Source organism: Shewanella sp. Actino-trap-3, assembly GCF_002836275.1.
GTDB classification, from domain to species: domain Bacteria; phylum Pseudomonadota; class Gammaproteobacteria; order Enterobacterales; family Shewanellaceae; genus Shewanella; species Shewanella psychromarinicola.
Genome location: NZ_PJCE01000001.1, coordinates 4,114,450 through 4,128,805, shown reverse-complemented (window position 1 = coordinate 4,128,805; position 14,356 = coordinate 4,114,450). Strand labels below are relative to the sequence as shown.

6 protein-coding genes, 2 tRNA genes, 3 rRNA genes and 1 pseudogene are annotated in these 14,356 nt (G+C 44.6%); 4 read left to right on the top strand and 8 right to left on the bottom strand.

From position 1 onward, the window contains the following. Positions 1–35: 35 nt before the first annotated feature. From CXF80_RS20815 to pssA, 5 genes and pseudogenes are all read right to left on the bottom strand, one after another. A pseudogene (locus CXF80_RS20815) lies at positions 36–269 on the bottom strand (DDE-type integrase/transposase/recombinase); the annotation flags it as partial. Positions 270–1,112: 843 nt separating this feature from the next. Continuing rightward, positions 1,113–1,228: ribosomal RNA gene (gene rrf, locus CXF80_RS17945) — 5S ribosomal RNA — on the bottom strand. 128 nt (positions 1,229–1,356) lie between these two features. After that, positions 1,357–4,260, bottom strand: a 23S ribosomal RNA gene (locus CXF80_RS17940). Positions 4,261–4,641: 381 nt separating this feature from the next. After that, positions 4,642–6,184, bottom strand: a 16S ribosomal RNA gene (locus tag CXF80_RS17935). Together the 16S, 23S and 5S rRNA genes form the textbook arrangement of a ribosomal RNA operon. 812 nt (positions 6,185–6,996) lie before the next feature. Then, on the bottom strand, positions 6,997–7,845 hold the full coding sequence (pssA, locus tag CXF80_RS17930) for a CDP-diacylglycerol--serine O-phosphatidyltransferase (protein ID WP_232772152.1): 849 nt from the start codon (positions 7,843–7,845) through the stop codon (positions 6,997–6,999). A gap of 99 nt (positions 7,846–7,944) precedes the next feature. Here pssA and CXF80_RS17925 point away from each other — a divergent pair, with 99 nt between their 5' ends. Next, the gene (locus CXF80_RS17925; protein WP_101034274.1) at positions 7,945–8,388 is read left to right on the top strand and encodes a DUF4124 domain-containing protein; all 444 of its coding nucleotides are present in this window, start codon (positions 7,945–7,947) and stop codon (positions 8,386–8,388) included. Positions 8,389–8,450: 62 nt separating this feature from the next. Here CXF80_RS17925 and clpB read toward each other — a convergent pair whose 3' ends face one another. From clpB to rluD, 3 genes are all read right to left on the bottom strand, one after another. After that, positions 8,451–11,024, bottom strand: coding sequence for an ATP-dependent chaperone ClpB (clpB, locus tag CXF80_RS17920; RefSeq protein WP_101034273.1), 2,574 nt, complete (start codon positions 11,022–11,024; stop codon positions 8,451–8,453). A gap of 154 nt (positions 11,025–11,178) precedes the next feature. Continuing rightward, positions 11,179–11,907 carry a peptidoglycan editing factor PgeF gene (gene pgeF / locus CXF80_RS17915; protein WP_101034272.1) on the bottom strand — a complete coding sequence of 243 codons (729 nt, stop codon included), beginning with the start codon at positions 11,905–11,907 and terminating at the stop codon, positions 11,179–11,181. Then, the gene (gene rluD, locus CXF80_RS17910; protein ID WP_101034271.1) at positions 11,907–12,881 is read right to left on the bottom strand and encodes a 23S rRNA pseudouridine(1911/1915/1917) synthase RluD; all 975 of its coding nucleotides are present in this window, start codon (positions 12,879–12,881) and stop codon (positions 11,907–11,909) included. The genes pgeF and rluD overlap by 1 nt, the downstream gene beginning before the upstream one ends. A gap of 134 nt (positions 12,882–13,015) precedes the next feature. Between rluD and CXF80_RS17905 the strand changes: the two genes are divergently transcribed. From CXF80_RS17905 to CXF80_RS17895, 3 genes are all read left to right on the top strand, one after another. Then, entirely contained in the window at positions 13,016–13,777 is a 762-nt protein-coding gene (locus CXF80_RS17905) for an outer membrane protein assembly factor BamD (RefSeq protein WP_101034270.1), read from the top strand. Positions 13,778–14,106: 329 nt separating this feature from the next. Continuing rightward, positions 14,107–14,182 (top strand) — tRNA-Phe (locus CXF80_RS17900). 58 nt (positions 14,183–14,240) lie between these two features. Next, positions 14,241–14,327 (top strand) — tRNA-Leu (locus tag CXF80_RS17895). The last annotated feature ends 29 nt before the right edge of the window (positions 14,328–14,356 follow it).

Sequence of the window (14,356 nt, the reverse complement as noted above, 5' to 3'; positions counted from 1 at the left end):
ATCCATTCTGTTTTAAAGCTTCTAAGAAACGTTCCCTAACAGTTTCCTCGTCGGCTCATACGTTGAGTTATCTGATATTTCCACAGTATTTGTTGATACTGAAGGCTAGTGTAGTGACAACTCTGGTCAGAATGAAACACTAGGTTTCTAGCACGCCCACAGTTTTCAAATGCCATTCTTAATGCTGCATAAGTCAAATCGGTATTAGGACTGTCAGAGCAAGCCCAACCCACAATCTTTCTCGCGTATAAACCCATTACCACCGCTAAATAAAGCCATTTTGTGCCAGATCAAACATAAGTCATATCACCACAGCAAACCTGATTTATTGCTTAACGTTAAACTGCCGTTTTAACACGTTAGGTGCGATTATTGACTCATCATTGGCTATCTTGTAACGATGTTTTCTGGGTTGACTACTGATGAGTCCTGCATCTCTCATTAAACTTGCTGCCTTATAACGGCCAACATTTTCACCAAGTTGATTAAGCTGGCCATCTATCGTTCTTGCCCATGCAGAGTCTCGACTGTCACGATGTATCTTAATAGCTTGTTGATATCATCGTTCACGCTTCACTAATCCACGCAGTTTGACGATGTTCTGCTCTCTCGATAACAATTCAATTAATACTATCGTTTGATGTTGTCTTGCATTAAGAGAGCGGTAGCCTCGGTGTGCCCCTTGGATATTTTTAAGATATCTTTCTCCCATTCAATTTTCTTAATTTGAGCTTTAAGCTCTTGAGGACAACAAATACAATGGGTTGAATTACAATCCATCTCTGAATATGAGTTCCCTGAAGCCAATAAACCTATTTTAGATAGGCTGTTAACCCTGCCTTGGTAAGTCATATTGATAAGTTGTGTAATGACAGCTTATTAATCTATTTAAGCCACTTCAACATGCTCGTTTCAAAGCGAAATACCTAAATGCTAGGACGCTGCGCTGCTAGAGGCTATAAAATCTTGGTAGCGAAGCTGTCTCTATCCGTGAGCACAGCGTTCGCTTGTTATCGCTTGTTATCGTTTCTGAAGCTATCCCTAGCAGGACGCAGTCCGCCCTAGCAGCGAAGCTGTTAAATTGCAGAACTACTCTTTCGAGTAAATTAGGCGCCTGGAAATGACCTACTCTCGCATGGGGAGACCCCAAACTACCATCGGCGCGATTGCGTTTCACTTCTGAGTTCGGAATGGGATCAGGTGGTGCCACAATGCTATGGTTTCCAGACAAATTTGTATATCTACCGCCTTTAAGGCCGTAAATAATAATTCGGAAAGCTGATTTTTTTGAGTCTACAAAACACTGTTTAAGCGCTCTATTCTAACACTAAGGTCAGTAAAACCCATCTGGGTTGTATGGTTAAGCCTCACGGGTCATTAGTACAAGTTAGCTCAACGCCTCACAACGCTTACACACCTTGCCTATCAACGTAGTAGTCTCCTACGGCCCTTTAGAGAGCTTAAAGCTCTAGGGATGACTCATCTTAGGGCTCGCTTCCCGCTTAGATGCTTTCAGCGGTTATCGATCCCGAACGTAGCTACCGGGCAATGCCATTGGCATGACAACCCGAACACCAGCGGTTCGTCCACTCCGGTCCTCTCGTACTAGGAGCAGCTCCCTTCAATCATCCAACGCCCACGGCAGATAGGGACCGAACTGTCTCACGACGTTCTGAACCCAGCTCGCGTACCACTTTAAATGGCGAACAGCCATACCCTTGGGACCGACTTCAGCCCCAGGATGTGATGAGCCGACATCGAGGTGCCAAACACCGCCGTCGATATGAACTCTTGGGCGGTATCAGCCTGTTATCCCCGGAGTACCTTTTATCCGTTGAGCGATGGCCCTTCCATTCAGAACCACCGGATCACTATGACCTACTTTCGTACCTGCTCGACGTGTATGTCTCGCAGTTAAGCTGGCTTATGCCATTGCACTAACCGTACGATGTCCGACCGTACTTAGCCAACCTTCGTGCTCCTCCGTTACTCTTTGGGAGGAGACCGCCCCAGTCAAACTACCCACCAGGCACTGTCCCGAACCCCGATTAGGGGCCGCGGTTAGAACATCAAAACTACAAGGGTGGTATTTCAAGATTGACTCCACTCAGACTAGCGTCCAAGCTTCAAAGTCTCCCACCTATCCTACACATGTAGGTTCAATGTTCAGTGCCAAGCTATAGTAAAGGTTCACGGGGTCTTTCCGTCTAGCCGCGGGTATACGGCATCTTCACCGCAATTTCAACTTCACTGAGTCTCGGCTGGAGACAGCGTGGCCATCATTACGCCATTCGTGCAGGTCGGAACTTACCCGACAAGGAATTTCGCTACCTTAGGACCGTTATAGTTACGGCCGCCGTTTACCGGGGCTTCGATCATGAGCTTCTCCGAAGATAACCCAATCAATTAACCTTCCGGCACCGGGCAGGCGTCATACCGTATACGTCATCTTGCGATTTTGCACAGTACTGTGTTTTTGATAAACAGTTGCAGCCACCTGGTATCTGCGACTGCCAACAGCTTAAGGAGCAAGTCCTATCACCGTCGGCAGCGTACCTTCTCCCGAAGTTACGGTACCATTTTGCCTAGTTCCTTCAGCCGAGTTCTCTCAAGCGCCTTGGTATTCTCTACCCGACCACCTGTGTCGGTTTGGGGTACGATCCCCACTAACCTGAAGCTTAGAAGATTTTCCTGGAAGTATGGCATCAACTACTTCATCACCTTAGTGACTCGTCATCAGTCCTCAGTCTTGCAATTAAATGCGTATCCCCGGATTTGCCTAAGAATACAACCTACCACCTTAAACGCGGACTACCAACGCCGCGCTAGCCTAGCCTTCTCCGTCTCTCCATCGCAGTTAGTGAAGGTACAGAAATATTAATCTGTTTCCCATCGATTACGCCTTTCGGCCTCACCTTAGGGGTCGACTCACCCTGCCCCGATTAACGTTGGACAGGAACCCTTGGTCTTTCGGCGAGGGAGTTTTTCACTCCCTTTATCGTTACTCATGTCAGCATTCGCACTTCTGATACGTCCAGTGTGGGTTACCCCTTCACCTTCAACCGCTTACAGAACGCTCCTCTACCGCGCAATTCTAATGAAATGCACCCGTAGCTTCGGTGGTATGTTTAGCCCCGTTAAATCTTCCGCGCAGGCCGACTCGACTAGTGAGCTATTACGCTTTCTTTAAATGATGGCTGCTTCTAAGCCAACATCCTAGCTGTCTGAGCCTTCCCACATCGTTTCCCACTTAACATACACTTTGGGACCTTAGCTGACGGTCTGGGTTGTTTCCCTTTTGACAACGGACGTTAGCACCCGCTGTCTGTCTCCCGAGTAGTACTCATTGGTATTCGGAGTTTGCAAAGGGTTGGTAAGTCGGGATGACCCCCTAGCCTTAACAGTGCTCTACCCCCAATGGTATTCGCTCGAGGCGCTACCTAAATAGCTTTCGAGGAGAACCAGATATCTCCGAGTTTGATTGGCCTTTCACCCCCAGCCACAAGTCATCCGCTCATTTTTCAACATAAGTCGGTTCGGTCCTCCAGTTGATGTTACTCAACCTTCAACCTGCCCATGGCTAGATCACTCGGTTTCGGGTCTACACCTTGCAACTAAACGCGCAGTTAACACTCGGTTTCCCTACGGCTCCGCTATTCGCTTAACCTCGCTACAAAATGTAAGTCGCTGACCCATTATACAAAAGGTACGCAGTCACGGTCTCAAGAACCGCTCCCACTGCTTGTACGTACACGGTTTCAGGTTCTATTTCACTCCCCTCACAGGGGTTCTTTTCGCCTTTCCCTCACGGTACTGGTTCACTATCGGTCAGTCAGGAGTATTTAGCCTTGGAGGATGGTCCCCCCATATTCAAACAGGATGTCACGTGTCCCGCCTTACTCGTTTTCATCTACGGTTAGTTTTCATGTACGGGGCTATCACCCTGTGCCGCTGTGCTTTCCAACACATTCCACTAACACCCCATAGACTTAAGGGCTAATCCCCGTTCGCTCGCCGCTACTAGGGGAATCTCGGTTGATTTCTTTTCCTCTGGGTACTTAGATGTTTCAGTTCCCCAGGTTCGCCTCATAACGCTATGTATTCACGTTATGATGACCACTTATGTGGCCGGGTTTCCCCATTCGGATATCGTTAGCTCAAATGCTTATTACTAGCTCGCCAACGCTTTTCGCAAGTTATTACGTCCTTCATCGCCTCTGACTGCCAAGGCATCCACCGTATACGCTTGGTCACTTAACCATACAACCCAAATGAGTTTCACTTGCGTGAACCTCTGAGTCATATCATGACCAGCTGGTTTTTACTTGTCTCACCTCCGGGTAGGAAGTGGACTCGCCTTAGTTTTTTAGAATATTCAAGACACTTAAACAGTGTTTTGAGAACTCAAGATACTAATGCTTTCGCATCAGTATTATTTTTCGCACTAACGTAATCACACCAATAACAACGAATCATTATTCATGCGCCTTTAGTTAGTACTATCAGCTTTCCAAATTGTTAAAGAACAACACTAGCCGGCTGGCGGCGTGTTTCACTCTACTTCCGAAGAAGTTAACAAGTAATCTGTGTGAACACTCACATGCATCGCTGCACTTTTAGGTATTGAGTTAGTCGTATAGGTAAGGAGGTGATCCAGCCCCAGGTTCCCCTAGGGCTACCTTGTTACGACTTCACCCCAGTCATGAACCACAAAGTGGTGAGCGTTCTCCCGAAGGTTAAACTACCCACTTCTTTTGCAGCCCACTCCCATGGTGTGACGGGCGGTGTGTACAAGGCCCGGGAACGTATTCACCGTGGCATTCTGATCCACGATTACTAGCGATTCCGACTTCACGGAGTCGAGTTGCAGACTCCGATCCGGACTACGACAAGCTTTGTGAGATTAGCTCCACCTCGCGGCTTTGCAACCCTCTGTACTTGCCATTGTAGCACGTGTGTAGCCCTACTCGTAAGGGCCATGATGACTTGACGTCGTCCCCACCTTCCTCCGGTTTATCACCGGCAGTCTCCCTAGAGTTCCCGCCATTACGCGCTGGCAAATAAGGATAGGGGTTGCGCTCGTTGCGGGACTTAACCCAACATTTCACAACACGAGCTGACGACAGCCATGCAGCACCTGTCTCACAGTTCCCGAAGGCACAAGTCCATCTCTGGTCTCTTCTGTGGATGTCAAGAGTAGGTAAGGTTCTTCGCGTTGCATCGAATTAAACCACATGCTCCACCGCTTGTGCGGGCCCCCGTCAATTCATTTGAGTTTTAACCTTGCGGCCGTACTCCCCAGGCGGTCTACTTAATGCGTTAGCTTGGGAGCCCAGTGACTAAGTCACCAAACTCCGAGTAGACATCGTTTACGGCGTGGACTACCAGGGTATCTAATCCTGTTTGCTCCCCACGCTTTCGTGCATGAGCGTCAGTCTTTGTCCAGGGGGCCGCCTTCGCCACCGGTATTCCTCCAGATATCTACGCATTTCACCGCTACACCTGGAATTCTACCCCCCTCTACAAGACTCTAGTTCGCCAGTTCCAAATGCAATTCCCAGGTTGAGCCCGGGGATTTCACATCTGGCTTAACAAACCGCCTGCGCACGCTTTACGCCCAGTAATTCCGATTAACGCTCGGACCCTCCGTATTACCGCGGCTGCTGGCACGGAGTTAGCCGGTCCTTCTTCTGTAGGTAACGTCACAGTAACGGGCTATTAACACGCTACCTTTCCTCCCTACTGAAAGTGCTTTACAACCCGAAGGCCTTCTTCACACACGCGGCATGGCTGCATCAGGGTTTCCCCCATTGTGCAATATTCCCCACTGCTGCCTCCCGTAGGAGTCTGGGCCGTGTCTCAGTCCCAGTGTGGCTGATCATCCTCTCAGAACAGCTAGGGATCGTCGCCTTGGTGAGCCATTACCTCACCAACTAGCTAATCCCACCTAGGTTCATCCTGTCGCGGAAGGCCCGAAGGTCCCCTCCTTTCCCCCGTAGGGCGTATGCGGTATTAGCAGTCGTTTCCAACTGTTATCCCCCTCGACTGGGCAGATCCCTAGGCATTACTCACCCGTCCGCCGCTCGTCACCTCAGGAGCAAGCTCCCTTGTGTTACCGCTCGACTTGCATGTGTTAGGCCTGCCGCCAGCGTTCAATCTGAGCCATGATCAAACTCTTCAATTAAAGTTTTTTGAAAACCCCACTCTTACAAGTAAGAACGATGCTTTCGGCTCAATGAATTCTGATTTCATTAATTAGACTCGGAAGAATCTAAATAATGTTTGTACATATTACTATGAACACTCATCGTTGCATTGAGTTGAAATTTTTTGATTGCCAACATTCCGAAGAACAGAAGACAATTTCGAATAACTCAATACCTGTGAATGTCCACACAGATTTCTTGTTTAGATTGTTAAAGAACGTTGCTAACATGAACATCTTTCGATTTTTCATTCAGCGGCCGTTGACGCTAGGTCGTTGGCTTGGGGTGCGTATTTTACGCATTTTCCGTTTCGCGTCAAGTGTTTTTTCAAACTTTCTTTTCGCCTTGAACTCAGTGTTTTGAACCACTTAATTCAACCCAACTCGGTGACTGCTTTCGCTGTCTGCCGTGTCAGTGGATGCGCATTATAGGCAATACAAGATTTAGCGCAAGCCCTTTTTATGGATTTATCAAAACAACGCCCAACCGAACACAATTCAAACAAAGCGATGTTAAAACGATTAAAATCACATCAAAACCTATCAATTCATAACTTAATTAGTCCTTTTATTGTTTGTTCTTGTTTGTTTACTCATACAAGAAACAATAAAAGGGAAACTAACTATAGTACAAATTTGCTGAATGAAAACACAAATGGCGATTTGATCATATTAAAATGAAAGATGCCTACTGCTAAGCAGGCATCATTAAGCAATTAAAGAAGACTAGTTGGAAGTTAGAGGTGGACTTAACAGAGCTTAAAGCAATGAGGCTCCATTAATAGCAGGTCTTATTGGACATCATCTTTTTGTTGTACTTTATCAGTTGGTGCTGAATGGGAAGATGAACGGCTATGGTTATCAGACTGAGTGGCTTTTTTGCTTATCGGTTCATCACCCACTATGTGTTCTACTTTTAGCTTCTTAATCGTTTTGATAGTGATCACGGGTCCAGAGAGTGCATATATATAGAAACCAAGACAAAGTATTATTGCAGGTTCTACAGAGATAATAACGAAGACCCCTACCAGCAATAACATTACAATGAAATTCACTTTCCCCCGCCAGTCTACTTCCTTAAAGGAATGATAACGGAAATTACTCACCATCAGTAAACCCGTTAACGCAGTGATGATTGCCACTATATAGCTAATATCAGTAGGGTCGACTTCATATTTAGTGCCGCTCCAAATACTACCAGCAATTAATGCAGCAGCTGCAGGACTTGCAAGCCCTTGAAAAAATCGTTTATCCGCCACACCCACTTGAGTGTTAAATCGAGCTAATCTTAATGCTGCACATGCACAATAGATAAATGCAGCTAACCAGCCGATTTTACCTAAATCCTGCAGGGCCCAGTTGTAGGCAAGAATGGCTGGCGCCATGCCAAATGAAACCATATCGGCCATACTGTCATATTCAGCTCCGAAATCACTTTGCGTATTGGTAAGCCTTGCGACTCTGCCATCAAGTCCATCACAAATCATGGCAATAAAGATAGCAATTGCTGCAGACTCAAAGTGGCCGTTCATTGATGAAATGACAGCATAGAAACCAGAAAACAATCCTGCTGTTGTAAATAAGTTAGGTAATAGGTAAATACCTTTATTTTTTACTGGGTGATCAGGCGATTTTTGCATACACTTCAATCATTACCGTTTTAGATGTTAAATTTATACTCAAAGATAGCATATTTTGAAACATTCAAGCATAACGTCAATTAGCTCTAGGATACTCACATGAGAATTATGCGGATAGTGATTGGTTTGGCCACGTTAGCATTTAGTACATCCACACTAGCGGCGACGATTTACACTTGGGTCGATACTGCTGGTGTTGTACATTACAGCCAGCAACAACCCTTGAGTGTAGATGCTCGCAAGATTTATAGTGAAGATATAGAACCATCGAAAATTGGAACTCACACCCCACAAAAAAAGGTCTCAACTAAAGTGGAGTCTGAATTAGAACGATCGGCAAAAATCATTAATGAAAAAGATAAGCAACAGGCCAAAGATATCTGTGAAAGTGCTAAGCACAGCCTTAATGTGTTAAAGAGTCAAAGTAAATTAAATCAGCAAAATAAAGATACTGGCGAGTCGGTCGTAATGACAGAAGAGCAAAGGCAAGCTGCCATTGCTGAAAATACCGAACGAGTTAGCTTATTTTGTCAGAGTAAATAATAGAAAAAGGGAGCCGATGCTCCCTTTTTTATGCCGATGTCATCTAATAATTCTCAATAACATTATTGAATAAATGCTAGCTTGCCATCTTCCACTATGACTTTAATCATTTTACCCGGTAGTAATTGACCCCGAAGCAATTTTTGAGCTAATGGATTCTCTACTTCTTGTTGTAATGCTCGTTTTAACGGCCTTGCACCATAAACAGGATCGAATCCAGCTTCAGCGATTAATGATAATGCCGCATCAGACAATTCAATATCGAACTCCCTTTCAATCAAACGCTTGCGCAGCAACTCAAATTGAATACTGGCAATATGCTTGATGTTTGCAGCGTCTAAGGGATGGAATACCACAGACTCATCGATTCGATTTAAAAACTCGGGACGGAAACTTTGCGTCACAACATTCATAACCCCGGCTTTCATCTCCTCATATGTCGTATGACCAAAGCCCTCTTGGATAATATCTGACCCAAGGTTTGAGGTCATAATAATCACAGTGTTTTTAAAATCGACCGTTCTGCCTTGACCATCGGTTAAGCGACCATCATCTAACACTTGCAGTAATACATTAAATACATCCGGATGCGCCTTCTCAACTTCGTCTAACAAAATGACAGAGTAAGGTTTACGACGTACCGTTTCGGTTAAATATCCGCCTTCTTCATAGCCAACATAACCGGGAGGAGCCCCGACTAGACGCGACACAGTGTGTTTTTCCATAAACTCAGACATGTCGATACGTACCAAAGCGGATTCGCTATCGAATAAAAATTTAGCTAACGCTTTACACAGCTCAGTTTTACCGACACCTGTCGGTCCAAGGAATAAAAATGAACCGATTGGACGTTGAGGATCGGCAAGACCAGCACGACTACGACGAATAGCATTCGATACTGCATCAACGGCTTCATTTTGACCGATGACACGTTGGTGGAGTGCATCCTCCATGTGTAACAGTTTTTCTCGTTCACCTTCAAGCATTTTTGACACCGGAATACCGGTGGCTTTTGATAGCACTTCAGCAATTTCAACATCAGTAACTTTATTACGCAGCAATGTCATATCTTGCATTTCAGCTTGTGATGCTAAATCCAACTGTTTTTCAAGCTCAGGAATACGCCCATATTGCAATTCTGACATTCGAGTTAAGTCACCGGCGCGTCGAGCCACTTCCAAGTCCATTCTCGCTTGTTCGAGATCGGCCTTAATGTGCTGTGTGCCTGCCAATGCGGCTTTTTCGGTATGCCAAATTTCATTCATCTCAGCCGCTTTACTTTCAACATCTCTCAATTCATGTTGTAAAAAATCAAGACGTTTACGACTGGCTTCATCGGACTCTTTACTTAACGCTTGTTCTTCTAACTTAAGCTGAATCGCACGACGTTCTAATCGATCTAGCGCTTCTGGCTTAGAGTCAATTTGCATCCTGATACTAGACGCTGCTTCATCAATTAAATCGATGGCTTTATCAGGCAATTTTCTATCTGAAATATAACGATGCGACATCGTAGCGGCGGCCACAATAGCAGGATCGGTAATCTCAACATGGTGATGTAATTCGTAACGCTCTTTTAAACCACGTAAAATGGCAATCGTGTCTTCAACACTGGGCTCATCTACAATCACTTTTTGAAAGCGACGTTCTAGTGCGGCATCTTTCTCAATATATTGTCGGTATTCATCGAGTGTTGTGGCCCCGACACAATGCAAGTCACCACGAGCCAACGCGGGTTTAAGCATATTACCGGCATCCATCGCGCCCTCGCCTTTACCGGCTCCCACCATAGTGTGTAACTCATCAATGAATAAGATGACTCGGCCTTCTTCTTGGGATAGCTCATTTAACACCGCTTTTAAACGCTCCTCAAACTCACCGCGGTATTTGGCTCCCGCAATTAACGAGCCCATGTCTAATGATAATACCCGCTTATTTTTAATCCCTTCAGGGACTTCACCATTGATAATACGTTGCGCTAACCCTTCAACAATGGCGGTTTTACCCACACCTGGCTCACCAATAAGTACTGGGTTATTTTTAGTGCGGCGTTGTAATACTTGAATAGTGCGACGGATCTCTTCATCACGACCAATAACAGGGTCTAATTTACCTTGCTCAGCGCGCTCAGTTAAATCAACGGTAAATTTTTTCAATGCTTGGCGTTGATCTTCAGCATTGGGATCATCGACTTTCTGTCCGCCACGCATGTCCTCGATGGTTTTCTCCATTAATTCTTTACTTGCACCAGAGTCTTTTAATGCTTTGGCAAGGGGATCATTATTTTCCAATCCGGCCAAGACAAACAATTCCGATGAAATGAATTTATCTTTACGCTTTTGAGCCAGTTTGTCACACAGATTCAGTAAACGAATTAATCCCTGTGACAGCTGAACATCACCACCAGTACCTTCAACTTGCGGTAAACGCTCTAACTCTTGACTAATAGCTGAGCGAAGTGCGCTTACGCGAATACCCGCTTGGGTGAGTAAAGAATGAATAGAACCAGAATCTTGATTTAATAGCGCCATCATTAAATGAAGAGGTTCAATAAATTGATGATCGCGTCCCAATGCTAGTGATTGGGCATCAGAAATGGCAATTTGAAACTTATTAGTCATACGATCGAGTCTCATACAATCTCCTAGGATCTGATACTAATAGAACGGGAAATTAATTCAGAAATGAATAATTTGTTAACTTAAAGATGGGGGGCATTTAATGTAAATTCAAGCTTAAAACATAACCTAGATCAAAAAAATGTTGCTTTTTTGAGCGCCATAACAAAATTTAGGCCTTAAGCCAGATTAGCGAAGCCATTCGACCCGTTTGTTTGTTGCGGCGATAAGAAAAGTAATCAGGATCGGTAAAGGTACACACATTGGCACTATAGGTTTGAATTACACCAGCTGCAGACAAACGCAACCTTGCTAATCCGACCAAATCGCCTAAATACTTGCTGTTGTGGCCAACAAAGTGCATTGAAGCTTGTGGGTCTTTATTGATAAAAGCATCACGCACCTCACTGCCAACCTCAAAAGCAGAAGGGCCAATTGCAGGCCCTAAGTATGCGATCAAACTTGACGGTGGAGAATGAAACATCGCCAATGCCTGCTCTATAACGCCCTCACACAAACCTCGCCATCCAGCATGAACAGCGGCCACTTCACTGCCTTGTTGATTGCACAACAATATGGGTAAACAATCGGCGGTCATTACCGTGCAAACATGGCCAAACTGATTACTGTAACTGCCATCCGCTAATGCTATAGCGCTACCTGGCATCAATGTTTGTACATCAACAACGTTAGTACCATGAACTTGCTCGAGCCAGATTGGCTCAGCTGGCAACGACAATCGTTGGTGTAAAACGGCACGATTAGCCAATACATGTTGAGGCTTATCACCTACATGGAGCCCTAAATTTAGACTATCAAAAGGGCTTAAACTGACACCGCCATAACGATTAGTCATCGCAATGGCGACATTATCAGGTATTGGCCAATCGTGCTTGAGCATTATAAATACACTATCGGATGAAGCTCAGTATCTACTCGAAGTGCTTTTGTCAGCTCAACCATGTCATCAGGAATAGGCGCATGCCAAGTCATGATCTCACAGGTAAAAGGATGAGCAAGTTCTAAACGTACGGCGTGTAAAGCTTGGCGTTTAAAGCTTTTAAGTAATTCAAAAAATTCTGGGCTAGCGGATTTAGGCGGACGAGGACGGCCACCATAAACCGGATCACCCACTAACTCATGACCAATATGTGCCATATGAACACGAATTTGATGAGTACGACCAGATTCTAAACGTAAACGCAAACGAGTGTGAGCACGAAACTTTTCTGCAACTCGGTAATGAGTCACCGATGGACGACCACCATGGATCACTGCCATTTGAGTACGACGAGTAGCATGACGTTCGATAGGCTCATCAACCGTACCACCCGCCGTCATAGTGCCTAATACAATCGCTTCATATTCACGAACGATATCGCGAGCTTGTAGAGCTGCAACTAAATGGGTTTGTGCTTCAACCGTTTTAGCGACAACCATTAACCCTGTGGTGTCTTTATCTAAACGGTGGACAATACCGGCTCTTGGAACATGCTCAATATCAGGACAATGGTGCAATAATGCGTTCATCAATGTACCGTCGGCATTACCCGCACCAGGATGGACGACCAAACCAGCTTGCTTATTAACCACTAAAATATGATCATCTTCATAAATAATGTTGAGGGCGATATCTTGCGCTTTTGCCCGCACTTCTTCTTCGATAGTCGCGGTCACTTCTATCTGTTGAGTTTCGAAAACCTTTTCCCGTGGCTTGTCGACTGTGATACCGTCAATAGTAATTGCACCAGATAGGATCCATTCCTTGATGCGTGTGCGCGAGTAGTCAGGGAACAAACCAGCTAATGCTTGGTCTAATCTCAGACCGGTTTGTGTTGCTGTGATCTCGCTTTTTAGATTAATCTCTTGTGTCATAGGAACCGTACCCCAGTTTTGGGGTCCAAAGTGAATGAGCTATCTGTTACAATCGGATGTTTTCTATTTTACCGTGATTTTACCGTGAAATAGAAAAAATCTTAACAACAACTTAAAAAGAATTGAATTCAAGTATGCATAAAATTGCCAAAGTTGCCGCACTAGTATTACTTTCACTGGCTATTACAGCCTGTAGTAGCAGTCCAGAAGACGTTGATGTTGCCAGTAAAGCATCACCTGACGTCTTGTATTCTCAAGCACGAACGTCAATGGAATTAGGTAATTACTCTAAAGCCGTCCGTTCACTTGAAGCATTGGACTCTCGTTTTCCATTTGGTCCGCACAAAACTCAAGTTCAATTAGACTTGATTTTTGCGTATTACAAAATGGATGATGCAGCCTCAGGACTTGCCAATATTGATCGCTTTTTACGCCTCAATCCAACGCATCCTAATATAGATTACGTCTATTATATGCGTGGTTTAACCAATATGCAGGCAGATAATTACTTATTTCACGATTTAATGAATATTGATCGTACCGATCGTGACCCCAAAAATGCCCAAGATGCATTTAAAGATTTTGACCGATTGATTAAATCGTACCCAAATAGCAAGTATGCTGCTGATGCACAACAACGTATGCAGTTCTTAAAGAACCGTTTAGCGAAATATTCTATTCAAGTTGCAGAATATTATATCAAAATGAACGCATGGAGTGCAGCGGCAGTTCGTGCCCAATCAGTCATGGAGAAGTTCCCAGGAACACCTTTAACTGAAAGAGCATTAGAGATAATGGCTAAAGCGTATGACGAGTTAGGTCAGGAAAAATTACAACAAAACGTTAAAGCTGTGATGAAAGCAAATTTTCCAAATAATGAGATATTAACTAATTAGTCATTATTGAAGCTCAACGACAGTTAACGAATATTTAGCATTAAACGCTCCTCGGAGCGTTTTTTTATACCTGACTCATCAGCATTAGTAAATTTCATATCTACTTATTTTACTCTTTTTACTTGGCGCTGTTATCACACCAGTAAAAAGGCACCATAACACCTTTTAACCTAGCAACCATCATAGGAATGAAGTATTTATTACACCATGGTGCTTTGGCTGAATAACACTCGATACGACCAAAATACATCCAAACAAATCTAATTTTGATATAAATATAAAAAAACAGGTTGACTCAGCAGGTCAAAACCCTTTAAATTGCGTCCGTCGCCCGAATAGCTCAGTCGGTAGAGCAGAGGATTGAAAATCCTCGTGTCCCTGGTTCGATTCCGGGTTCGGGCACCATATTTATATTGGTGGCTACAGCGACTAATAAAATAAAGTTATTTTGCAATAATGTTTTGCAGGTGTGGTGGAATTGGTAGACACGTCAGCTTCAGGTGCTGATGCTCGTAAGGGCGTGGAGGTTCAAGTCCTCTCACCTGTACCAAATAACTTTATCCGTTTTAACAAAAAGGC